Source organism: Mycobacterium asiaticum DSM 44297, assembly GCF_000613245.1.
Classification (GTDB): domain Bacteria; phylum Actinomycetota; class Actinomycetes; order Mycobacteriales; family Mycobacteriaceae; genus Mycobacterium; species Mycobacterium asiaticum.
Map to the genome: position 1 here is coordinate 582,470 of NZ_HG964937.1, position 25,236 is coordinate 607,705.

At 66.4% G+C, this 25,236-nt stretch carries 11 protein-coding genes and 1 pseudogene; 1 reads left to right on the top strand and 11 read right to left on the bottom strand.

Annotation, left to right across the window (positions count from 1 at the left end; translation table 11 throughout):
• Window positions 1-47: 47 nt before the first annotated feature.
• The 6 genes from BN972_RS13225 to BN972_RS13250 form a co-directional block, all read right to left on the bottom strand.
• Entirely contained in the window at window positions 48-2,942 is a 2,895-nt protein-coding gene (locus tag BN972_RS13225) for an MMPL/RND family transporter (protein ID WP_036358528.1), read from the bottom strand.
• Entirely contained in the window at window positions 2,939-3,394 is a 456-nt protein-coding gene (locus BN972_RS13230) for an MmpS family transport accessory protein (protein WP_051545433.1), read from the bottom strand. The genes BN972_RS13225 and BN972_RS13230 overlap by 4 nt, the downstream gene beginning before the upstream one ends.
• Window positions 3,395-3,551: 157 nt before the next feature.
• Window positions 3,552-4,610, bottom strand: coding sequence for an NAD(P)H-dependent amine dehydrogenase family protein (locus tag BN972_RS13235; protein WP_036358530.1), 1,059 nt, complete (start codon window positions 4,608-4,610; stop codon window positions 3,552-3,554).
• 65 nt (window positions 4,611-4,675) lie between these two features.
• Window positions 4,676-5,779 (bottom strand): acyltransferase PE, encoded by a 1,104-nt coding sequence (pe, locus tag BN972_RS13240; protein ID WP_036358533.1) that lies wholly within the window; start codon window positions 5,777-5,779, stop codon window positions 4,676-4,678.
• Between the two features lie 43 nt (window positions 5,780-5,822).
• Window positions 5,823-8,804 carry an MMPL/RND family transporter gene (locus tag BN972_RS13245; protein WP_235192442.1) on the bottom strand — a complete coding sequence of 994 codons (2,982 nt, stop codon included), beginning with the start codon at window positions 8,802-8,804 and terminating at the stop codon, window positions 5,823-5,825.
• Window positions 8,805-8,880: 76 nt separating this feature from the next.
• Window positions 8,881-10,302: a condensation domain-containing protein gene (locus tag BN972_RS13250; RefSeq protein WP_036360778.1), complete on the bottom strand. Its 1,422-nt coding sequence runs from the start codon at window positions 10,300-10,302 to the stop codon at window positions 8,881-8,883.
• Between the two features lie 390 nt (window positions 10,303-10,692).
• On the opposite strand from BN972_RS13250, the pseudogene BN972_RS13255 reads away from it, so the two are divergent.
• A pseudogene (locus BN972_RS13255) lies at window positions 10,693-21,700 on the top strand (type I polyketide synthase).
• 28 nt (window positions 21,701-21,728) lie between these two features.
• Here the strand turns inward: BN972_RS13255 and BN972_RS13260 are convergent.
• The 5 genes from BN972_RS13260 to BN972_RS13275 form a co-directional block, all read right to left on the bottom strand.
• On the bottom strand, window positions 21,729-22,151 hold the full coding sequence (locus BN972_RS13260; RefSeq protein ID WP_036358535.1) for a PPOX class F420-dependent oxidoreductase: 423 nt from the start codon (window positions 22,149-22,151) through the stop codon (window positions 21,729-21,731).
• A 4-nt stretch (window positions 22,152-22,155) separates the two neighbouring features.
• The gene (locus BN972_RS13265) at window positions 22,156-23,268 is read right to left on the bottom strand and encodes an acyl-CoA dehydrogenase family protein (RefSeq protein ID WP_036358537.1); all 1,113 of its coding nucleotides are present in this window, start codon (window positions 23,266-23,268) and stop codon (window positions 22,156-22,158) included.
• A 7-nt stretch (window positions 23,269-23,275) separates the two neighbouring features.
• Complete coding sequence (locus BN972_RS13270) at window positions 23,276-24,433, bottom strand: acyl-CoA dehydrogenase family protein (protein ID WP_036358540.1); 1,158 nt, start codon at window positions 24,431-24,433, stop codon at window positions 23,276-23,278.
• Window positions 24,434-24,555: 122 nt separating this feature from the next.
• Window positions 24,556-24,753, bottom strand: a complete 198-nt coding sequence (locus tag BN972_RS28260) for a DUF3618 domain-containing protein (RefSeq protein WP_080696835.1) — start codon at window positions 24,751-24,753, stop codon at window positions 24,556-24,558.
• Between the two features lie 54 nt (window positions 24,754-24,807).
• Window positions 24,808-25,218 (bottom strand): phage holin family protein, encoded by a 411-nt coding sequence (locus tag BN972_RS13275; protein ID WP_036358543.1) that lies wholly within the window; start codon window positions 25,216-25,218, stop codon window positions 24,808-24,810.
• Between the last annotated feature and the right edge of the window lie 18 nt (window positions 25,219-25,236).

Genomic DNA, 25,236 nt, shown 5'->3' on the forward strand with positions numbered 1-25,236 from the left:
GCGTACTGCGCGGCTGGGGCTCCTCGGCGGAGAATGGCGTAGTTTCGTCAGGCTTTGACCAGGGCATTATCGCCCCGCGGATGGACCACCTGCGGCCACCAGAACCAGCGACCCAGCAGGGTCGCGATGGACGGCATCAGCAACGTGCGCACGATCAGCGTGTCCAGCAGCAGACCGATGCAGACGGTGGACCCGAACTGGCCCAGCACCCGCAGATCGCTGCCCAGCATCGAGGCCATGGTGAACGCGAACACCAGACCCGCGGCCGTCACCACCCCACCGGTGCCGGCCATCGATCGGATGATCCCGGTCTTGAGGCCGGCATGGATTTCCTCCTTGAACCGGGACACCAGCAGCAGGTTGTAGTCCGAGCCGACGGCCAGCAGGATGATCACCGACAACGCCATCACGATCCAGTGGATCCGGATGCCGAACAGGTCCTGCCAAATCAGCACCGACAACCCGAACGACGCCGCGATCGAACTCGCCGCGGTGCCCACGATCACCAGCGCGGCGACCACGCTTCGGGTCAGCAACAGCATGATCATGAAGATCAGCGTCAGTGCCGACACCACCGCGATCATCAGGTCGTATTTGGCGCCGTCGTGCATGTCCTTGAATGTCGCGGCGGTACCGCCGAGATACACCCTGGCATCTGACAGCGACGACTGCTTCAAACCTTCCTGTGCGGCCGAACGTTCGGCGTCGACACGCGAAATGCCTTCCGGTGTCATCGGATCGCCCTGGTGGGTCACGAAGAATCGCGCCGACTTACCGTCCGGTGAGAGGAACATCCGCAGGCCCGTTTGGAAGTCGGGGTTGTCGAACGCCTCCGGCGGCAGGTAGAAGAAGTCGTCGTTCTTGGAGGCGTCGAAGCTCTGCCCCATGACGACGGCGGTATTGCTCATCGCCTCCATTTGATTGAGCATCGCCGAGAAGGTCGACTGCATCGTCAGCGTCAGCGCTTTGGTCGTCTTCATCGTCTCGATCATCGGCGGGATCAGCACCAGCATGTGGTGCGTCGCCTCCGCGGTGCGTGCGATGTCCTTGGTCAATATGTCGAATTGGCCGGCGAGCTGGTCGAACCCATCCAGCGAGTCGAACAGCGAACGCAGCGACCAGCAGATGGGGATGTCGAAACAGTGCTTCTCCCAATAGAAGTAGCTGCGTATGGGCCGCCAGAAGTCGTCGAAGTCGGCGATGTGGTCCCGCAGTCGATTGGTGATGTCAGCGGTTTCGGCGGTGGTCCGGGCACTGTCGTCGGCGGCTTGGGAGAGTTCCGTGGTGACCTTGTACATCTGCTGCATGGTCTCGATCATGAACTGCATCTGGTCGGCCATCTTGGTGATGTCGTTCATGCGGTCCTTGAGGAACGACAGGTTCTGCATCGTCGTCTGGCTCTGCATGCTGTTCTGAAAAGGTATGGAACTGTGCTGGATTGGGATGCCAAGCGGGCGGGTGATGTCCTGGACCATCGCGATGCCGACGGTGCGCATCACGTTCTTGGCGACTCGGTCGAGCACCAGCATGTCCGCGGGATTGCGCATGTCATGGTCCGACTCGATCATCAACATGTCGGGGTTCATCCGGGCCTGGGAGAAATGCCGGTCGGCGGCGGCCTGGCCCACATTCGACGGCGCGGAGGTGGGTAGGTAGTACCGGTCGTTGTAGCTGGTTTTGAAGCCCGGCAGCGCCACCATGCCGATCAGCACGATCGCGCCACTGACCGCCAGAATCGGTGCTGGCCAGCGCACCACCGCGGTGCCGACCCGGCGCCACATTCGACCCTGGCGGGCGGCCCGCTTGGATTCGAACAGGTGCATCTTGCTGCCCACGAACACCACCGCGGGACCCAGCGTGACGCCGGCCAGGACGACGACCAGCATCCCGATCGCCACGGGGGCGCCCATCGTGTTGAACCACGGCAACCGGGAGAAACTCAGGCAGTAGGTCGCGCCGGCAATCGTCAGACCCGACCCCAGCACCACCGGTGCCACACCGCGAAATGTCGTGTAATAAGCGGTTTCTCGATCCTCACCCGCGCGCAGCGCCTCCTGATAACGCCCGACGAGGAAGATCCCGTAGTCGGTTCCCGCCGCTATCGCCAACATCGTGAGAATGTTGGCGGCGAAGGTGGTCAGGCCGAATACGTTGTGGTAACCCAGCACCGCGACGAATCCGCGGGATGCCGCCAGCGCGACGAAGGTCATGAACAGCTGGACCAGCGTGGTGACGATGGACCGGTAGACCAGCAACAGCATGATCGCGATCGCGCCCAGGGTGAACAGGGTGATCTTGGCCAGGCTGGCGTTGCCGATGATGTGCATGTCATCGCTGAGTGCGGCCGGCCCCGTCACATAGGCCTTCACCCCGGGCGGCGGTGGGGTGCGGTCCAACACCTCGCGTACCGCGTCGACCGATTCGTTCGCCAGCGTCGTGCCCTGGTCACCGGCCAGGTTGAGCATCACATAGGCGCCCTTGGCGTCGGCGCTTTGCGCGCCCGCCGCGGTCAACCGGTCACCCCAGAAATCCTGGATGTGCTGAATGTGCTTGTGATCCCGCTGAAGTTGGTGAATCAGGCTGTCGTAGAACCGGTGTGCCGCGTCGCCCAGCGGTTGCTGGCCCTCCAGCACAATCATCACCGTGCTGTCGGAGTCGAATTCCTTGAAATTGTGGCCGAGACGCATCATCGCGACCATCGACGGAGCGTCCGGCGGGGTCATCGGCGCCGAATGTTCTTCGCTGACCTTCTCCAGTGTCGGCACGATGACATTGACCAGGACGGTCAGCGCCACCCAGGCCACGATGATGGGCACCGCGAAGATCCGGATGGTGTGTGGGATGACCGGGCGGTGCGGTCGCGGCTCTTTCGGGGCGGACTCCACTTTGATCGGCGCGGTGTCGTCGGCCCCGACGCGCGTCGTGCTGTCGAGATCGCTCATGCCGACTTCACCAGGCAGAAGGTCTGCGGATTGACCCCGTTCGACTTCTGCTCCTCTCGGACCACGCCGTCGACAGTGATGCGGCAGCCGATCCGGCCGCCATCGCTTTGGGCCATGATGTTGGCGCTCACCGAGGGCAGCGTCGTAGAGAGAGTGAACGACCAGGGCAGCGCTGCTGCGTCGACCTGATGCGTGTTGGCGTCGGCGTCCCAATAGTTGATGTTGGCCGTGGCCCCGGGCGTACCGAAGATTTCATAGAGCACAACTTTCGGGTTGAACTGCACGATCTCGATTCCTGCGCCGGCATTGGCGTTGAGGTCCTCCGAGCCGAAGATCCGGTGCAGTCGCGAGACGACCAGCGCCGAAACAGCCAGGACGACCACCAGTACCAGCGGGATCCACAGCTTCTTCAGCGTCCGGCCAACGGAACCCGAAAGTGAACCAATCCTCATCACCACCGCCTTCCGCCAGCCGATCCTGGGGTTGCAACGCCACATTGGGCAGCAGGCTTCCCCGACCCGAAAGAAATATTTGCTCGGCTAAGTATCGTAAACCCTTAGTGGACGCGCGCGTTCCTCGGGGGCGCCCCTATGTGCCGAACGACACAGGCTAGCGCGCGACCCGTCCGGTCACCGGCGGCAGGTCTGCAAGCGTCACGATGCCCGGTTTCGCGGCAACCACTGCCGGCACCGCATTGGTGACCGGCAGCGCGGTGTAGATCATGCCCAGCCCCATGAAACCGGGCTCGGTCCAGTCCTTCGGAGGCAGGCAGTGCAGCACGGTGCGCATGTTGGGCAGTCCGAAAACCTGGATGACGTGACCATGCTCGAGCGGCTTGGGCGGAGTCACATGATCGCCCATGATCCAGTTGAAGCCAACGCTGACGACGTTACGGTCGCCCTGCCACCCGCGGTGGTAACCGTAGACGCCGCCGACGGTTCCCGCCGGAATCTTCATGAAACCAAGGTCGGTGTCGCCGGTGGCGGCGGTGAAGGTGACGTCGAACGTCATCCGGTCCAGGCGTGCCCCGATCGCGTCGGCCATCATCGCGGCCGATTCGGCGAACACCTCGCTTTCGCGGCGCACGCTCTCGGCCAGACCGGGCGTATCGGGATCCTGCGAGAAGCCCATCGCTCGCTGAGTTCCTGCCGATTCATACGTCGAGCAATCCACCGATTCGGTGATGCGGATCTCGTCGACCCGCTCGCAGGACCCGCTGAGCACCATGCCCACCATGTTCGTCATGCCCGGATGCGCACCGCTGCCGAAAATCGTCGAACCGCCCTGCCGGCAGGCCGCCTCGATGCGTTCGCGGTCCTGGGGCGTCTGTTTGCCGCCGGTGATCCACGCCGCACTGGTGCACACGTTGACTCCCGACTCCAACAGCCGCACGAGCTCATCGATGTTGGGCCACAACGGGTTATAGCAACACGCGTCGGCACCCAACGCGATCAGCGCATCGATGTCATTGGTGGCGCGCACACCGGTCGGTTCGGGCCAGCCCGCGAGCTCGGCAGCGTCCACCCCGACCTTGTCCGGCCCGTGTGCGAAAACCCCGACCAGCTCCATGTCCGGCCGGCCGATGATCGCGTGCAACGAGCGCCGCCCGATGTTCCCGGTGGTCCACTGGATGACGCGTAGCGGGCGGTCTGTGCGTGCTGTGCTCATCAGGCTCCTTTGCGCCGGGTCTGCGCCACTTGGCTGGGAGCCATTATCGCCGTGGGCTGGCGCCGCTAGTGAGCGCCCCGGTTCAGCACGGACATAGCGCCGGACAGAATCTGCGACAACGGATCTGCGCCGCCACCGAAGGTGGCCTGAGTAGCGGGCGCCGTGACGGCCGCCGGGTCATAACCGTTCACCGGATCCACCTGGATAGGTGCGGTCAGCGGATCGTCGTTGCGCGAATATCCCTCGTTGACCATGGGCAGCAGCACCGCATCGAGCTCATTGAGCGTCTCTTCCGGCACCCCTGCGTACTGGAACGGCAGCACCAACGGAAGATGCCGCTCGGGGATCAGATAGGTCGTCGTCGTTGCGCCGCGCGAGTTAACCGTAGTCCGGATGTTCTGCGGTGGCACCATGCTCGGATTGGTGAACGCCACCGCGGTGTGCCCGGTCATCAACCCCACCAGCGTGTTGGCCAGTGCCATCAGGTTGTCCGGACGGTCGGGGAAGTCGGCGATCGAGTCGTACGCGGAGATGAACATTTTGGTGTTGTACTGGCTCTCGACCGGAGGCGGCACCGGGTAGTCGAGGGCGGGAACGACGCTGCCGACGGGGAACATGGCGGTCAGGAAGCTCTCGCCGAACGCATGGCGGGCCACCGGATCCCCAAAAGTGGCAAAACTCAACTGATCCCGTGGGGGAGCGTTGGGATCGGTGGCGAGCCGGGCCTGCAGCTCATCGAGGACGAGCGCTCCTTCGGACAAGCCGATCGCCGTTCCGGGGCCGCCCCGCCGGATCGCCGCTTCCAGGTTGTCCGCGCCGACGACGACCGATTCGCCGACGCTGGGTCCGTCGACACCCAGCCCGGGAAACATTTCGTCCAACTGGCCGATGCCCGGGAAGAGCCGTCCCAACACGTGACCCTGCACCTGGCCGGCGGGATAGTCGATGATCTGGCGGCGCAGGCCGGGGAACCACTCGGCGCCCTCGCGGCGGATGTACTCGTCGTAGGGGATGCCCAGCACGTGGGCGCCGCCCAGGGCGTACGCCGTCCCGCCGGGTTGCGGCGCCTCATCGGTCGGCGTTTCGTCGGCCGTCGCCGGCCCGACTCCCAAACAGCTTGTGGCACCGACGGTTACCAGCGCGGTGAGTCCTGCGAGTAGCTTCTTCATTTCTACTTCTCTTCCCGTAGTCGGCTCCCGTACGAGGCGAGCCTCATGTGCCCGCGCTGGTGCGGCCCGGCGCCACCCGTGATGGCCACCAACTTGCCTTGCCGACCAGCGTAGCGATGGCGGGCACCGTGATGGTGCGTACCAGGAAGGTGTCCAGCAGGATCCCTACGCCGATCACGAAACCGCCCTGGATCACCGTGCCGATGGTGGAGAACAACAGGCCCCACATCGATGCGGCAAAGATCAACCCGGCCGCCGTGATCACTCCGCCGGTGGAGCTCAGGGTGCGGATGACGCCGTAGCGCATGCTGTTCGGCGATTCGTCCCGCATCCGCGAGATGAGCAACATGTTGTAGTCCGCACCGACCGCCACCAGCACCACGAAGGCCAACGGTGGAATGCTCCAATGCAATTGCTGGCCAAGCAGGTACTGGAATACCAGCACGCCGATACCCACCGCCGACAGATACGAGATCACCACCGACCCCACCAGATACAGCGGTGCGACGATCGCCCGCAGCAGCGCGATCAGCGTCAGCAGCACGACAATCAGCGTGACCGCGATGATGAACCTGATGTCGTGCTCGTAGTAGTCGCGGGTGTCACGCAACGTGACCGGATATCCGGCCATCGAGATCGAGGCATCGGCCAGCGCGGTGTTCGGCTGCGCGCTACGAGCGGCGTTGGTGATGGCATTGACCTGATCCATGGCTTCGGCGCTGAACGGGTTGAGTTTCGTCTGCACCAAGTACCGCACCGAACGGCCGTCCGGGGAGATGAACAGCTTGGCGGCCTTCCTGAACTCCTCCATGCGCAGCAGTTGAGGCGGAATGTTGAAGCCGGCCATCGACGGTTGTGCCGCGTCGTCCTTCATCGCGAGCAGGAACGCCGACGCTTCGCCGAGCCCGGTACCCATCTGCCGGATCTGGTCGACGAGCTGGTCCACGCCGTCGGCGACCTGCCGGCTGCCGCCGGCGACGCGCTCCGCGCCCTGTTGCAGACGGTTCAAGCCGCCCTCCAGCCCGCCGGCCTGGTCGAATCCCATTGCATGCAATGCCTTGGTGAAGTTCGCGAGCGCGCCGCGCAGCCGGTCCGCCGTCGCGGCCAGGGTCTGCTTGTCGCCGAACCCCTGCAATTGGTTCGCCAGATCGTTGATCTGGTCGAGGCTTCCATTGTTGCGGGCATTGACCAGCCGCTCGAATTGCGCGCGGGTGGCGGCGCACGAGGCGTCGACATCACAGATCACGTTGCCCTGCAGGGCCGTCAGCACCGGAGCGACCCAGCCGAACATGTCCCGGACCGCCGTGAAGTTCAGACCCATCTCATGGCCGAGTGCGTTGATGCTGTTGACAAGCTTCGCCGCGGTGGTGACCTCTCTGACCAACCGGTCGCCGCCGTACTGGCCCCGCATCGAGGTGAAGACCTCGACCAGGCCCTGCATCGCGGAAACCATCTGATTGACCTGCCCGCGGACATCGCCCAGGTTCTCGGCCAGTGTGTTGGCCCCCCTGCTCAGCCGGTTGAGGTCGTTGTCGTGCTCGTTGATCAAGGCGGCACCGGCGCCCAGCCGGGCGCCGATGGCCCCAGCCTGATACGTGGCCCTGAACTCCTCGGGCACGGCTCCGGTGGGCCGGGTGATCCCGGTGACCGCGGCGATGTTCGCTAGTTGACTGACTCGCTCGGCCATCTGCTCCAGGTCGGCCAGCGCGCGTGGGGTGCGCAGGTCATGCGGCGACTGGACCAGGATGTACTCCGGGATCGACTGATTCACGGGGAAGTGGCGCTCCAGCGCCGCGTATCCGATCGAGCTCGGCGCCGATGCGGGCACGCCCTTGCGGTCGTCATAGTTGAAACGCACCAGCCCCGCGCAGCCGGCCAGAATGGCCAGCACCAGCAGGCTCGCGACGAGGTGGGTCTTGGGTCGGCGCACGATCCGAATTCCCGAACGCCGCCAGAACCGGGCAGTGAGTTCGCGCCGTGGCTTGACCCACCCACGCGGACCGGCCAACACCAGAATGGCGGGCAACAAGGTCATCGCGGCAAGGAATGCCACCCCGACGCCGATCGCCGACGACAGACCGACCGAAGAGAACACTCCCATCTGGGAGAAACTGATCCCGAGAAACGTGATGCCCACCGTGGCTGCCGATGCGGCGATCACTTTTCCGATCGATACCAGCGCCCGCCGCACCGCTTGATCGAAATCGTCACCTTGCCGGAGGTAGTCGTGATACCGACTGATCAGAAAGACGGCGTAGTCGGTCCCGGCGCCGGCGATGATGGCGCTCAAGAACACGATGGACTGGTTTGAGACGCCGATGCCGGTGACCTCCGACATGGCCGCCACCACGGACTGGGCGATCACCATCGATATGCCGATCGCCAGCAGTGGCAGCAGCATGGTGACCGGGTTTCGATAGACCAACAACAGGACCAACAGCACCAGCACCGCGATCGCGATCTCGATCGGGACGCGATCCTTGTTGCCCGCGGCAGTGAGGTCGGCGACCGTGGCCGCGGGCCCGGTGAGGTGCGCCGTCAGCTGTGACCCGGCGACGGAGTGTTTGACGATTTCGGCGACCCGCTGGAAGGCGGCGTAGGACTTCGGTGTGCCCAACTCACCCGCCAGACCGACCGGCAGCACCCAGGTGGTGCGGTCCTTGCTGGTCAACGTCGAACGCAGGGGCGGTGTGCTGACGAAATCCTGCAACATCAAGACGTCGCGCTTGTCCTCGCGCAAGGCACTGACCAGCTTGCGGTAGGCGGTTTCGTCCGCAGGTTTCAGGCCGCTGTCATTGGTCAGGACCACCAACAGCAGGTCGTCTGCCCCCGATTCGTGAAACGCCTCGGTCATCTTGCGCGCCGTGACGCTCGAGGGCGCGTCGCTCGGCAGGATGTCGAGCGGGTGCTTCTGGGACATCTGGTTCAGGGATGGGAACCCCAACGGCAGGGCGACCGCGACGACCACCCACAGGCCGATCACCAACCAGGGCCACCGCACCACTGCATCGGCTAGCCGTCGCAAACTGCTCCTACCCCCGGTCGCGCCCTGCCGGAAACCGCGAGCCTCGGCAAGGCGGTGACCATCGAACTACTCCACATTACGCAACGCGCCCCCAATGCCCGGTATCCGCGACCCGCCCGCAGACCTCCTTCATGGCGGCCGTATAGCGGGTGATCGAGGCGCGGGCCACTGGATTGTCCGGATACATCACCGCCATCACCGTGCCCTCGCCGTACCGGAATATGTAGATGGTCAGCTGATACGAGTATCTGCCGTCGGAGTGGATACCGATATTGTCCGCATAGCCCATGTCCGCGGCGGCCAGCACGGCGTTCAGCGGAGCCGCGTCGCCGTGCAGGAAATTCGTCACCGGGAAGTTCGGGCGGGGCCAGCTCAACCACGGCGCCAATTCCAGCGCGCGGTAGTAAGGCACCCTGGCCATGTCCAGGCCCGAATCGAAGGACGCCTGTGCTGTCCATGCGGCTTCGGCGAAGGATGTCGCGGCAATCGGGACGGTGATCGGCACCAAGCCGGTGAACCAGCCCTGAGTCATGAAGTTGTCCGAACCGGTCCGGGAGTCCCTCGGGGTGAGTCCGTAGTAGGTGGGGGCGCCGGTGAATTCGTGCTCGACCAGCGCGATACAGGCGAACAGGCCGCCGACGAAGCGGGCGCCGGCCGCGCTGCACGCCGATTCGAATCGTAACGTCTGATCGGGGTTCATCAGCGGCTCGGTGATCATGGCGCTGCGCCCCGGCTCCATTGGATTCCCAAGCGGCAGAGGGAAATCGGGGAGACTGGCGGCGTTGTTTTCGGCGAAGTCGATCCACGTCCTGATCTGCGGCGAATCCAGCGTCAACGTCGAGGTGTATTCCCGCTCCCTGGTGCAGAAGGCGTCGTAGCTACCCGCCTCCGGCAGCGCCAGGGCTTGGCCGCTTGATGTCAAAGTCGTGTACATGCCGTGCGACTCGAGCATCGTGATGCCGATCAACGTCGCGTCCCCATGGACGTGATCGATACACGCATAGAAGGTGAAGTGCTCCTCGCTCTGGATGATCCCGAACGTGAAGCAGCCCCACTCGAAAGCGTCCGGGGTGGCCACCACATGGTCGTGAATTTCTTCGACGTTCATCTTGCCGTGGTCGACCGGTGCGAATTCGACGTCGTCGGGATCGCTGATCGTATGCCGGACGATTTCACCGTCCGGGGTGTAGTCGAACCAACTGCGGTATGTGTCGTGACGGCGCAAGTATGCGTTGAGCGCCTTGTCCATGACGTCGAGATCGCAATGTCCAGGCACTTCACATGACGCGATGATTTGCCGCGAGTAATCCAGTCCGGCTTTCGCGCGCTCGTAACAACCGCGCAGGTGCTGACCCTGCATGTAGCTGACCGGCACCGAACTGACCGGCGCCAGACGCGCCTTCTCCCGGGCCTCGGGGGTCGGGTGCCAGGTGGTCACCACGCCGGGGCGCACCGTCCAATCGTTGATCGAACCGATCGTGATCTTCCCGATACGCAATGACTTCTCCTCGATCTGGGCCGCCGCCCTCGGGCCCGCTGGTAGCGACATCAAGATAACCCTTGGTCGATGCTCGTCGATGAGAGCCGAGGTCATGACGGTGACCGCCGGCGGCCGCCGGCGGCGGTTAGGGTGATGTATCGAGGGTTGCGAACGAAGCGACGGGATGCAGGCCGTTCCATATGACCTAGCAAAGTTTTCCCAATGACGGCCTGTCGGAGCCCTCATACTTGCAATACTTGCCGTCTACGGTGATCTGCCGCCCAGCCAGGCCGGGCAGGTAGAGCAAAGAACGGCTCGGGACCTAGTTCGGAGCTGCCCCGGCCCCGGCGTGGAAATACCAGGCCCGAACAATCGAACCTGCGCTTTCCAGGCAGAGAGGACAAATGCATGGCAACCGTCGAAGATCCGATGGCACGGGCATCGGGTTTTGCGATCGTGGGCTACGCGGTGCGTATGCCCGGTGCTGCCGACGCGGACGAATTCTGGGACGTGCTGCTGCAGGGACGTGACGCGATCTCCGAAGTACCTCCGGACCGGTGGGACGTCGAGGAGTTCTTCGACCCGGATCCCGACGCGCCCGGAAAGGTCGCGACGCGCCGGGCGGGCTTCATCGACGACGTGACGGGGTTCGATGCGCCATTCTTCGGCTTGTCGGCCCGCGAGGTCCGGTTGATGGACCCCCAGCATCGGCTACTGCTGGAGACGGCGTGGCGGGCGGTGGAACACTCCGGAACCGCACCGACGGCTCTGGCGAACACCAACACCGGCGTGTTCATCGGTCTGTCGACGCACGACTACCTCGGAATGGCCTCGGATGAGCTGACTTACGACGAGATCGAGGCCTACATGGCGATCGGGACGGCGGCCGCGGCCGGCGCCGGCCGGATCAGCTACCGACTGGGCTTGCAGGGCCCGGCCGTCACCGTTGACACCGCCTGCAGTTCCTCGTTGGTGGCGATCCACCAGGCCTGCCAGGCGCTGCGACTGGGTGAATGCGACCTCGCCCTGGCCGGTGGTGCCAACGTGCTGCTCAGCCCGGCGACCATGATCACCTTCTCGCACGCGCACATGCTCGCACCCGACGGCCGGTGCAAGACCTTCGACGCGGCCGCGGACGGATATGTACGCGGTGAGGGCTGCGGCGTCGTCGTCGTCAAACGTCTCGACGACGCGATCCGCGACGGGGACCGGATCCGTGCGGTGATCCGGGGCAGCGCGGTAAACCAGGACGGCGCGTCGGGTGGCCTGACGGTGCCCAACGGCGTGGCCCAACAGCGGGTGCTCACCGAGGCGCTGGATCGCGCCGGCGTCGCCGCGCGGGAGGTGGGATATCTCGAGGCGCACGGGACCGGTACGTCGCTGGGCGATCCGATCGAAGTCCAGGCCGCCGGCGCGGTGTACGGCGACCGACGCGAATCGGGCCGGCCGCTGCTGATCGGCTCGGTGAAGACGAACATCGGTCACCTGGAAGCGGCGGCTGGGATCGCGGGCGTGATCAAGGTAATCCTGGCGCTCGAGCATGAGGTGCTGCCGAAGCACCTGAACTTCCGCACTCCATCGCCGCACATTCCGTGGGACAAGCTGGCCGTGCGGGTCGTGCAGGAATCCACCTCCTGGGAACGCAACGGCCAACCGCGCATTGCAGGTGTCAGCTCATTCGGGTTCTCCGGGACCAATGCGCACGTCATCCTCGAGGAAGCGCCGAACCTCGCGGTCACTGAACCGGCTGAGCAGCCGGAGGACAGGTTCAGCCTGCTGCCGTTGTCGGCACGTACCCCGGCGGCATTGGTGCAGATCGCCCAGCAGTACCGCGGTTGGTTGACCGCGCATCCCGACGCAGCGCTGGCGGACGTATGCTTCACCGCCGGGGCCGGACGGTCTCACTTCGAGCATCGCGCCGCGCTGGTGGTGAACTCGACCGAATCCGCCACCGAGCTACTCGGTGCGCTCGCAGACGATCGCCCGGCGCCGGGGCTGGTCCGCGGGGTCTGCGACGACACGCCGAAGACCGCATGGTTGTTCCCGGGGCAGGGCAGCCAGTTCCCCGGCATGGCGCGGGAATTGTTCGAGACCGAGCCGGTGTTCGCCGAGACGATGACCCGGTGCGCCGCCGTTGTCGACGAGGTGCTCGAAAAGCCGTTGCTGGACGTGATTTTCGATGCGGATGACCCGGACACGTTGCGGCAGACCAGCTACGCCCAGCCCGCCCTGTTCGCAGTGGAGATGGGGCTGGCCCGCCTGTGGCAGTCGTGGGGCTTCGAGCCGGACGTGGTGCTGGGCCACAGCGTCGGACAGTATTCGGCCGCCGGCGTGGCCGGGGTGTTCAGCCTGGAAGACGGGGCGCGGTTACTCGCCGAACGAGGCCGGCTGTTCGGCAACCTGCCGGCGGGTGGCCGGATGGTCGCGATATTCGCCGCCGCGGAGCGGGTCGAGAGCTTCACCGACGAGTTCCCGCGCCTATCGGTAGCCGCCTACAACGGCGCCAACACTGTGTTGGCGGGTCCCGCCGAGGACCTCGACCGGGCGGTGGCAGCACTGACCGCCGACGGTGTCCGGTGCGACTGGCTCGACACCAGCCACGCCTTCCATTCGGCATTGCTGGATCCGGCCCTCGACGAATTCGAGTCGTTCGCAAACCGCTTCGAATTCACTGCGCCGCGCCGGACCCTGGTGTGCAACCGCACCGGAAAAGCATTGGGCCGGAACGCCAAACTCGACGGTCCGTACTGGCGACGGCACGCACGCCAGCCCATCGAGTTCGCCAAGAGCGTCGCCACCCTGGCCGATCTCGGTTGCGCCGTGCTGCTTGAGGTCGGCCCGCAACCAATCCTTTCCGCCGCCGCGCTGCGGGCTTGGCCCGACCCGGCAACCGCACCGCGGGCGATCGCGTCGCTACGGCGCAACAGCGGTGACCGTCGCCAGATCACCGAAGCCGTTGCCGGCGCCTACGTGGCCGGCCACTTGCCCGACTTCGCGGCCCTCGTTCAGGGGCCGCATCGCAAGCTCGACCTGCCCACGTATCCGTTCCAGCATCGCGAGTACTGGTACCGCGACAAGCGGGTTCCTCCTACGTACAGCGGCAAAAGGGCCTCGGGGGAAGCTGACGTCGCGCGCACCGACGCCGTCCGGCTACTCGAGGACGGCCGGATCGACGAGCTGGCCGCCCTGCTCGACGGCGAGGGGGGCAACCAGCAGACGGCTGAAGTCTTGAAAAAGCTTGCGGCGCAACATAACCAGCAACGTGCAACGCAGTCCATCGCGGACATTCGTTATGACATCAAGTGGGAGAAGCTCGTCCGGACCGCTGGGGCGCAGTCAACCGAACCAGGCGCCTGGTTGCTGATCGGTGACGACGCCGAGGCGATCAAACCGCTGGCCGAGGCGTTGACCGCCCGGGGGGACGATCACCAGGTCCTCGGACTGCCGGTCTCCGATGCGGACGAGGAGCGGGTGGAAGCGGCCTTGCGCGCCGCGGCGGCGGAGGACACGTCGCCTCGGATCCTCGTGCTCGCGGCCCTCGAGTCCGACGCGGAGCCCTCGATGCGGTCGCTGCTGCGAATGCAGCACCGGGTGCTGGGTGGTCTTCGGCGGCTGTTCCGGTCGGCTGGAGCCGCCGAGCTGCGGGCACCCACCTGGTTGATCACCCGCGGCGCGCAACGGGTCACGAGTTCGGACAGCGTGTCGCCGGTGCAGTCCTGCTTGTGGGGCTTCGGGCGCGCCGCCGCGCTGGAACACCCGCAATTGTGGGGTGGGCTGGCCGACCTGTCCGGAGGTGGCGTGGACGAATGGTCGGCGTTGATCGAGCACGTGGTGACCGCTCCCGCCGCCGAAGATCAAATCGCCCTGCGTGATCGGGCCGTCCACGGTGCGCGGCTGAGCCGGCGTGCGGGGCTGCCGAGTGCAACGTCACCGGTGATTCGCGATGATGCAACGTATTTGGTGACCGGGGGGCTCGGCGGGGTCGGGCTGGAGATCGCCGAATACCTCGCCGCCCAAGGCGCCCGCCATGTGGTGCTGACCAGTCGGCGCTCGCCCAGCGACGCCGCGCAACAGCGCATCGATGCGATCGGCGAACAGTACGGCTGCGACATCACTGCCGTCGCGGCAGATGTGGCCAACCCGCACGACGTTGCCCGGCTGCTGACCACCGTGCAGGCCGAACTACCGCCGCTGGCCGGCATCGTGCATGCGGCCGGAGAGATGGGCACCACCCCGCTGCGCACGCTCGACGACGCCGAGGTGGACCGGGTATTCGCCGGAAAGGTCTGGGGTGCCTGGAATTTGAGCGAAGCGACCGCGGACCTGTCGCTGGACTTCTTCCTCAGCACATCCTCGATCGCCGCGGTCTGGGGCAGCTTTGGCCAGACGGCCTACAGCGCGGCCAACGCGTTCCTCGACGGCCTGGCCTGGCGGCTACGCGATCAGGGCGTCCCCGCCGTCAGCGTCAACTTTGGACCGTGGTCGGCGGGCATGGCCGACGCGGATGCTCGTGCCCACCTCGAGCGGCGCGGCGTGCGGACCTTGGCGCCCGCCGACGCCCTGGCCGGGATGGCCGAACTGCTGTCGGGCGCCTCGGGACAGGGACCGGTGCAAGGGGTGGTGGCCCGGATCGACTGGGCCCGCTTCCTGCCGCTGTATCAGCAGGCGGGCAGGCGGTCGCTGTTGGCCGAGGTGGAACGTGAGCTGCCCGAGTCGGTGACCGAACCGGCACCCTCGGGGACCACCAAACTGGTCGAGCAACTCACCCGCGCACCGGCGCAGCAGCGTAAGAAGCTTGTCGTCGACTACCTCCGCGACATCGTCGCCGAGGTGACCCGTATCGATGCGGCTGAAATCCGCGACGAGGCAGGCTTTTTCGACCTCGGCATGGATTCGCTGATGGCGGTGGAACTGCGGCGCCGCGTCGAGCAGTCCGTCGGCAAGCAACTGCCGGCGACGCTGGCGATGGACTATCCGCGGCTGGTGGACGTCGCCGACTACCTCCTCGACGACATCCTCGGCTTGAGCGCCCAACCCGCTAAGGCGAGCGCTCAACCCGCCGTGCCCACCTCGGCGGGACGGGGTGCCGCGGACGAGCCGATCGCTATTGTCGCGGTCGCCTGCCGCTTTCCCGGCTCGCCCGATCCCGACGCGTACTGGGAAGTGTTGTCCGGCGCGGTGGATGCCATCCGGGAGATCCCGGACGACCGCTTCGACATCGACGAGTTCTACGACCCGGACCCCGAGACGCCGGGCAAGATCTACAGCCGCAACGGCGGCTACCTGGAGGGCATCGACGGGTTCGATCCGGAGTTCTTCGGTATCTCGCCCCGCGAGGCCGTGTGGATGGACCCCCAGCAGCGGTTGATGCTCGAGATCGTCTGGGAGGGACTGGAACGCGCGGGCTATTCGCCGGCGGCGTTGCGCGGCAGCCGAAGTGGCATCTTCGTCGGCGTTGCCGCCAACGAATATTCGCACCTGTTGTCCAGCGACTCGGTCGAGAACATCGAAGCCCACTTCATCACGGGCAACGCGCTGAACGCCATCGCGGGCCGGGTGGCCTTCGCCCTGGGCCTGGAGGGGCCGGCCGTGGCGGTCGATACCGCGTGCAGCTCTTCGCTGGTGGCGGTCCACCAGGCGTGCCAGGCACTGCACTCCGGTGACTGCGACCTGGCACTCGCCGGTGGGGTGAATGTCCTACTGAGCCCGGCTTCCATCGTCGCCGCCTCCCGTGCCCGGATGTTGTCCCCGGACGGGCGTTGCAAGACTTTCGACGCCGCGGCTGACGGCTACGTCCGCAGTGAAGGTTGCGGCGTCTTGGTCCTCAAGAGGCTCAGTGACGCCGAGCGCAACGGCGACCGCATCTGTGCGGTCATTCGGGGCACCGCGGTCAATCAGGACGGCGCTTCCAGCGGGTTGACCGTGCCCAACGGCGGTGCGCAGCAACGCCTCATCTCCGCTGCGCTGGCGCGTGCCGGCATCGTCGGCCGCGACGTGGACTACCTCGAGGCGCACGGGACGGGCACCTCGCTGGGCGATCCCATCGAAGTGCAGGCCGCCGCGGCGGTCTACGGTGGCGACCGCGACCCCAACCGGCCGCTGCTGTTGGGATCCGTCAAGACCAACATCGGCCACCTCGAGTCCGCCGCCGGGGTTGCCGGCCTGATCAAGGTCGTGTTGTCCCTCGAGCACGAAATGCTGCCGCAGAACCTGCATTTCGAAAACCCGTCGCCGCACATCCCGTGGGATTCGCTGCCGGTTCGGGTGGTGGACAAACCGACACCGTGGCAGGCCAACGGCAGGCCGCGCCGGGCCGGCGTCAGTTCGTTCGGCTTTACCGGCACCAACGCCCACGTGCTGCTCGAGGAGGCGCCGGCAGCGACGACCGCCGACGCCTATTCGGTGGACGACGGCGCGCCGGAGTCGGACGCGCCCGCCAGCACGATCGGGGTGTTGCCGCTATCGGCGCGCTCGCCACAAGCACTGGTGGCGCTGGCGCAGCGCTACGAAACGTGGCTGGACGCCCACCCGAAGGTCGATATCAACGACGTCTGCTTCACCGCCTCGGTGGGACGGTCGCATTTCGAGCACCGCGCCGCATTGGTGGTGGATTCGGTGCAGGGCGCTCGCGAACTGCTGGCCGAGTTGGCCGAGAATAGGGTTCGCCCCGGCGTGACCCGGGGCGAGTGCACCGACCCGCCGAAGACGGCCTGGCTGTTCACCGGCCAGGGCAGCCAGTACCCGGGGATGGCACGCGAATTGTTCGACGCGGAGCCGGTTTTCGCCGACACGGTGCGGCGGTGCGCTGAGGCGATCGATTCGATGCTGCCCCGCCCGTTGCTAGAGGTGCTGTTCGCCCTGGATCGGGACGGCGGAGAAACGCTGCGCCACACCTCATTCGCCCAGCCGGCGCTGTTCGCCATCGAGATGGGTTTGGCCCGCCTGTGGCAGTCGTGGGGCATCGAACCCGATGTGGTGCTGGGGCACAGCGTCGGCCAGTATGCGGCGGCATGCGTGGCCGAAGTCTTCAGCCTCGAGGACGGGGCACGACTGATGGCCGAACGTGGCCGGCTGTTCGGCAGCCTGCCCGACGGTGGCCGGATGGTGGCGGTGTTCGCCGACGCCGAACAGGTGGAAGCCGCCGCCAAGACGGCGCCGCGGGTGTCGGTCGCGGCCTACAACGGCCGCAACACCGTCCTGTCCGGTCCAGGTGAAGACCTGGAGGGGATCGTCGCGACATTCAGCGGCGAGGCCGTGCGGTGCACCTGGTTGGACACCAGCCACGCGTTCCACTCCGAGCTGCTCGAGCCGGTGCTCGACGAATTCGAGTCGTACGCGGCGAGAATCACCTACGCCGTGCCGACCCGGCCGCTCGTCTGCAACCGGACCGGGGCGGTGCTGAGCGCGGAAACCCCGCTGGACGCGCAGTACTGGCGTCGGCATTCCCGCCAGCCGGTGCAGTTCAGCGAAAGCGTCCGCACGGTTGCCGAATTGGGCTGCTCGGTCCTGATGGAGATCGGACCGCAGCCGATTCTGACCGCGGCCGCGATCCAGGTGTGGCCGGAGCACTCGGCGACGCCCCGTGCCATCGTCTCGTTGCGCAAGGGCGTCGACGGCCGCCGGCAGATCGCCGAGGCGCTGGCCGCCGCGTACGTCTCCGGGCATCGTCCCGATTTCGCTGCGCTGCACCAGGTGTCACGGCACCGACTCGAACTGCCGACCTATCCGTTCCAGCGCCGCAACTTCTGGCCCAAGGTGTCCGGAATCGCCGGCATCGGTGGTGACACCGCGGGCGTAGCCGGAATCCTCGGCAGCGTCAAGGATCTCGCTTCCGGTGACATGGTCTACACCAGCCGGTTGTCCGTCAAGACGCAGCCCTGGCTGGCCCACCACGTCATTTACGGCACTGTGGTGGTGCCGGGCGCGACGTACGCGGCGATGGCCCTGGCCGCGGTCGGGCCGCCGGCGCGGGTGCAGGATGTCTTTTTCTACGAGCCGATCATCCTGCCGGACAAGGCGTCTCGTGAGGTGCAGCTGACTTTGCACCCGTTCGAGGACGGCGGCGGCTGGACCTTCCGGGTGCACAGCCGGCCCTACGGTGTCCGCGAGGCGGAATGGTCGCTGAACGCCGACGGCACCGTCGTCACCGGTGTCGCCGAGGAATCGGGACCCGATGCGTCCGATCCCATCGACGCGGCGACCGAGCGGTTGAACCGCACCCGGCCCCAGCAGTTGTTTGAGACCTTCGCCGACATGGAGCTGGCGTGGGGACCCACCTGGGCCAACTGCCTGAAATCGCTGTGGGTAGGCGAGGGTGAGGCCATCGGCGATGTCGTCGTCGGTGAGGAACTCGCCGAGCAACTCGGCACCGAGCCGATTCACCCGGTCCTGCTGGACCTGTGCACCGGTGTGGCCTTCCCGGCCTTCCCGGCGCTGCTCGAGGCGACCGAACAGGGCGCGGTACCCGATCTGTTCCTGCCGCTGCGGTACGGGCGGGTCACCCTGCAAGGCCCGATCCCGCGGCGGTTCTACTGCCGCGCGACCTGGCGCACGGGGGGTATGGAAAGCGAAACCCAGGTCTTCGACCTCGATTTCGTGGATCGCGACGGACATCACCTCGGCGGAATCCATGAGTTCACCGTCAAACGCGCCCCGCGGGAAGCGTTGTTGCGCGGGCTCGGCGGTGACGCCACCCGCCTGCTGTACACCCTGGGCTGGCACGAGGTACCGCCGCCGTCCGGCGAGGACGTCGAAAAAAACGCCAAGTGACGCCTGGCTGATCGCCGGATTCGACGAACTGGCGGCCGCCCTGCCCAACAGCGTCACGACGACCGCTGCCGAGGATCCCGAACAATGGCGGCAACTGTTGGCCCAAGCGCAGGAACGCGGGACGCCGGTCAGCGGCATCGTCTGGCGCAGCACGGCAACGCCGAGCGCCGACGAGTCCAGCGCCGAATTCAGCGCGCGGCTCGAGACCGAGCTGGCCAGCCTAGCCGGTACCGCGCGCACCCTGCTGGCCGACGAAGTTCGGCTCTCCGGCGGATTCTGGGTGATCACCGAGCGTGGTGTGGCAACCGAATCCGGCGAGCAGGTCGACCCGGTCCAGGCGGCGCTGTGGGGGCTCGGCCGCACCATCATTGCCGAGCAACCGACGCTGCGCTGCAGGCTGGTCGACCAGGACGGATCCGAAGAGGCGGTCCACTCGCTGGCCGCGCTGCTCGGCGCGGCCGACGACTCCGAGCCCGAACTTGCACTGCGCCAAGGAAAGTTCCTGGTGTCCCGGCTGATGCCGTGGTCGCGCAGTGGGCTGCTCGCGGTGCCACGGGCAACCGACTACGTCCTTGCGCCGACCGAGCGCGGCGCAATCGACAACCTGCGGCTGGCCGAGACGGAAGTGCCGCCGCCGGATGCGGGGCAGGTGCAGATCCGGGTAGAGGCCGCCGGCCTCAACTTCCGCGATGTGCTCAATGTGTTGGGTCTGTACCCGGGCGATCCCGGGCTGATCGGCGGCGACTTCTCCGGCATCGTGACCGAGGTGGGTTCCGACGTTACGGGATTCGAAGTCGGCCAACGCGTCCTCGGCTTCATGCAGGGCGCCTTTGCCACCCGGATCAATGTGCCGGCGCAGTTGCTGGCGGTGGTGCCGGACGGGCTGAGCGCAGTGGAAGCCGCGAGCATCCCCGCCGCGGCGCTGACGGCCCGGCTGGCGTTCGACTGGGCGCAGCTGCGGCCGGGTGACCGCGTGCTGGTGCACGCGGCCAGCGGCGGTGTCGGGCTGGCGGCCATCCAGCTGGCCCAGCAGTGCGGTGCCACCGTATTCGCCACCGCGAGCACGTTCAAGCGCGCGACGCTGCGCAAGATGGGCGTGAAATACGTATATGACTCGCGCAGTACCGATTTCGCGGATCAGATCCTCGCCGACACCGAAGGCGCCGGGGTGGACGTGGTGCTCAACAGCCTGACCAACGAAGGCTTCGTCGCGGCGACCGTGCGGGCCACCGCCCAGAACGGCCGATTCGCGGAGATCGCCAAGCGAGACATCTGGACCCCCGAGCAGATGGCCGAGGCCCGCCCGGACATCAAATATGAGATCGTTGCGCTGGACGGAACGATCATGCAGGATCCGGAACGCATCCGGGGTCTGCTGGGTGAGGTGTCGGACGGACTGGCCAGCGGCGAGTGGACCCCGCTGCCATCGGAGATCTATCCGCTGACGGAGGCCAAGACCGCGTTCCGGCGCATGCAGCAGGCTCGTCATATCGGCAAGATCGTGCTGCAGATGCCGAAACCGCTGCAGCCGCGCGGTGATCGGAGCTACCTGATCACCGGTGGCCTCGGCGCCCTCGGACTGCACACCGCGGCCCACCTGGCCCAGCTGGGCGCCGGTGACATCGTGTTGACCAGTCGGCGCGAACCGGATGCCGCAGCGCAAGAGGCCATCGCTGACATCTCCGAGCGCTATCGCTGCCGCGTGCACACCCTGTCCGCTGACATCGGCGAAGAGTCCGAAGTCCAACGGGTACTGGAATGGATGCGGGCGGAGTTGCCGCCGCTGGGCGGGGTGGCCCACCTGGCCGGCGTGCTCGACGACGCGTTGCTGCCGCAGCAGAGCGCCGAGCGCTTCCGCACCACCCTGTTGCCAAAAGCTTTGGGCGCGTGGAATTTGCATCGGCTGACCAAGAACGACGACCTGGAGTTCTTCATCGCCTATTCGTCGGCATCGAGCGTGCTCGGGTCGCCAGGTCAGGCCAATTACGCCGCGGCCAATGCGGTACTCGACGGGCTCATCGCGTACCGAAAGGCGGTGGGCCTGCCGGCCACCGCCGCGAACTTCGGTCCCTGGGCGAAGGGTGGCATGGCCGCCTCGCAGGCCGCGCGGGCCAATCTTGGTGCGCAAGGGATGGTGCCCTTGGAACCGACGGCCGCCCTCAATGCGCTGGGCGAAGCCGTCGCGCACGGGACGGGACAGGTGACCGTCATCAAGGCCAATTGGCAGCGGGCAGCGAAGATGCTGGGTGGGGTCCGCCCGCCGATACTCGACCACTTGCTGCCGAGCGCGGCGACGGTGACCGCCGGGGACAGCGAACTGCTCCGGAAACTGCACGAGGTCCCCGAGGAGCAGCGTGCCGATTTCCTGACCGAGTTCCTGCAGCAGGAGGTGCAGAATTTCCTGCGGCTGGCTCAACCGCCGGCTGCCACCAGTCGGTTCCTGGACCTGGGGACGGATTCGCTGATGGCCGTGGAACTCCGTAACCGGTTGTACGGCCAATTCGGTGGCGCGTTCACGATCAGTGCCACCGCGGTCTTCGACTATCCGACCATCAGGTCGCTGGCCGAGTACTTGGCCGAGCAGGTGCCCGAACTGCCGTCCGGGTCGGAAGCACAGCCGAGCGAGGCGGATTCGGTCGCGACCTAGGTCACCGGAGGCGGAGGCCTTGGCCGGTCTACGCGCTGATGTCGAATCCGGCGATGACCTTGGTAGGCGAGATCCGTACCACCACCTCGCCGGGGACGGCGTTGCGCCGGCCGAACTCGTCGGCGCGGTCAGCACCCATGTAGCGGGCGCCGGTGCGGGTCGCGATGTCCAGCACCTGCCGCGGATCGTCGGTCAACGTCGCCACACCCTGCACCTGGACGAACGAGTACGGCGGGTGCGGATCGTCCACGCACAGCGTGACCCGCGGATCACGCTGTAGCGCGCGGCCTTTCGCGGTGCGACGTTCGGTGGTGAACACGAGCTGACCGTCGTCGACGACGAACCACACCGGGGCCACCAACGGCCGGCCGTCCGCGGCGAGGAAGCCCAGCATGCCGGTGCGGGTGCCTTCGGAAAGGAAGGCAACCACCCGGCCGGACAGCTGGGTCATCCGCTCAGAGCTTGGCCAGGTCGTAGTCCGAGATGTGGTCGATCAGAACCCGTAGCTGATCTCCGGTGGAGCCCAAGGTGTGATCGATCGCGGTGAGCCGGGCCGTGTAGTGGCCCACTGGGTATTCGGCGGTCATGCCGATACCGCCGTGCAGCTGGATTGCCTCCTGGCCGATGTGCCGGCCCGACCGGCCGATCTGCAACTTGGCGCGCGCGGCGATCACGGGATCGTAATTGCCGTCGGCGATCGACATGGCGGCGTAGAGGCTCATGCTGCGCGCCAGTTCCAGCGACACATACATGTCGGCCGCGCGCTGCGTCAGCGCCTGGAACTTGTTCAGCGTGACCCCGAACTGCTTGCGGGTCTTCAGATATTCGGTCGTCAGGCGCAGCGCTTCTTCCATCGCCCCGAGCGCTTCGGAGCACAGCGCGGATTGAATCCGGATCAGGGCATTGCGGATGGGTTCGGAGGCGTCGCCGGCGCCCAGCGGCTCGGCGGTCGCGTCATCGAAGTCGATCTGAGCGCCACGCTGACCGTCGAAGGTCGCATAGGACTTACGGCTGACGCCCTCCTGCTCGACATCGACCAGGAACAGGCCGGTGCCGCCACCGTCCGGCAACGCTGCGCTGACTACCAACGTTTCGGCACAGTCCCCGGCCAGCACCGGGTTCTTGCGCCCGCTCAATGTCCACGAATCCCCTTGTCGCACAGCCTGAGTGCTGACCTGCGCGGCTACGTTACGGTGACCCGTCTCCAGGTGGGCGAACGCCAGCAGCCGCTGGCCGGCAGCGACCTCGTCCAGCAGCTGCCGCTGCGCGTCGGTGCCCAGCTCGGCGATCAGCGAACCGGGGGCCAACGCCGCGTGCACTATCGGCTCGGGCGCCAGGCGGCGTCCGATTTCGGTCACCACCACCATGATTTCGAGTTGCCCGGCCTCGTCGGGCTCGAACCCGAGCCCGAGGATTCCGATGTCGGCCAACTGACTCCAGACGTCGCGGCTCCAGCCGAGTTCGGTGCCGATCACCTTGTTCCGGCTCTCCGCATCGTAGGTTCGCGACAGCAGTTCCCTGGTGGTGTCGCGAAGAAGTGCCTGCTCTTCGCTCAGCTGAAAGTCCATGACTGCCTCACAATCCGAGAATGGTGGACGCGATGATGTTGCGCTGAACCTCGTTGCTGCCGCCGTAGATCGAGGTCTTGCGGTAGTTCAGGTAATGCGGGGCACTGGTTTGCGCCCACTCCGGTGAGGCGATCCCGTCACCGCCGACCGGCAGCGCGTCGGCGCCGGCCACCTCGACGAGCAATTCGGTGGCGAGCTGCTGCAGCTGGCTGCCGCGCAGTTTGAGCACCGAGGACGCCGGATTGGGTTTGCCGCCAGCCGAACTCGACACCACCCGGGCCTGGGTGAGCTCGAGGGCCAGCACTTCGTTCTCGGCTTCGGCCAACCGCGCCGCGAACAGCGGATCCTCGAGCAGGCCGGTCTCGGCGGCGTGCCGCTTCACCTCGGCCAGGCGCACCTTGGTCCGGCCCACCTGCGCAATGCCGGTGCGTTCGTTGCCGAGCAGGAACTTCGCGTAGGTCCAGCCCTGATTCTCTTCGCCGACAAGCTGATCGACGGGCACCCGGACGTCGGAGAAGAACACCTCGTTGACCTCGACGCCGCCGTCGATGGTTTTGATCGGTCGCCAGGTGATGCCGGGTGTGTCCATCTCCATCAAGAGGAACGAGATGCCCGCCTGCTTCTTGGGGGCCTGTGGATCGGTGCGCACCAGGCAGAAGATCCAGTCGGCGTACTGGCCCAGCGTCGTCCACGTCTTCTGTCCGTTGACCACGTAGCTGTCACCGTCGCGGACCGCGGTGGTGCGCAGCGAGGCCAGGTCCGAACCGGCTTCAGGCTCAGAGAAACCCTGGCACCACCAGATGTCCATGCTCGCGGTCGGCGGCAGGAAGCGCTGCTTGATCTCCTGTGAGCCGAATTCGGCGATGACCGGGCCGACCATCTTGGTGTTGAAGTTCAACGGTTCCGGCACGCTGGCCAACTGCATTTCGTCGTTCCAGATTTGGAACTGGGTGGGGGTCCAGTCTTTGCCGCCCCATTCCACTGGCCAGTTGGGTACGGCGAGGCCGTTCTCGTGCAGCATCTTATGGTTGGCCACGATCTGCTCGCGGGTCAGCGATTCGCCCTGCCGAACCCGGTCACGGATCTCGGTGGGGATTTTCGTGGTGAAGAACGTCCGAAGCTCGTCGCGGAAAGCCGCTTCTTCGGATGTGAGTGCCAGCTTCATCGGCAGCCTCCTTAGTTCCAGGGTGACCGCCAAAACAACCCTGCGGCAGTCCTGCACTGCACGTTAGGCGTTCAGCGTCGGCAGTCATCAAGCGGGGTCAACCGGGTACTGCGATAGCCACCTCAGCGTCGGCGGCGCCGCCACCACAGCAGCACGACCAGCGTTACACCGGCCACCGAGGCCACCACCACCAGTTTGGGTTTGGCCGCCTGCACCGTCGCTTTGGCGCGCTGCGGCACGTCGGCCTTGGCCGCGAGGGCCTCGACGGTGGCGCCCAGTTCCGCGCGGGTCTGCTCGATGTCGGCCTGGATCTCGGCGATGTCGGCGTCCGGGCCAGGCTCGGGCTCGGAGTTAGGCCTCGGGTGGGGGTGTGGTCAGCTCCGGTCATGGCGGGCGTCTTTCACTTCCTGGATGTCTTTCTTGACACTGGCTAGGGTCTCGGGGGCCGCCGGGGTCACCTCTTTGGCCTGGCGCTTGCTGAGCAGCGCGGCCGCGCCGGCTGCGGCCAGCAGCGCGGCACCCACGATCAGCGCCGCCGCCCAGGTCGGCAGCGCCAGCGCCAATGCGGCTATGGCCGCCGTGATCAGGCCGGCCATCCCGAAAAAGGCCAGCAGTCCGGCCGCGCCGAAGAGCCCAGCACCGATGCCCGCGTGTTTGGCCGAACGTAGAAGTTCCTTCTGCGCCAACCGCATTTCGTCGCGGACGAGTCGGGAAGTCTGCGCGGACAGCTGGGCCATCAGCTCGCCGGTCGAGGCGTCGGCGTTTCGGTTTGCGTCCAGGCTCATCGGATCACCTCCGGGTCA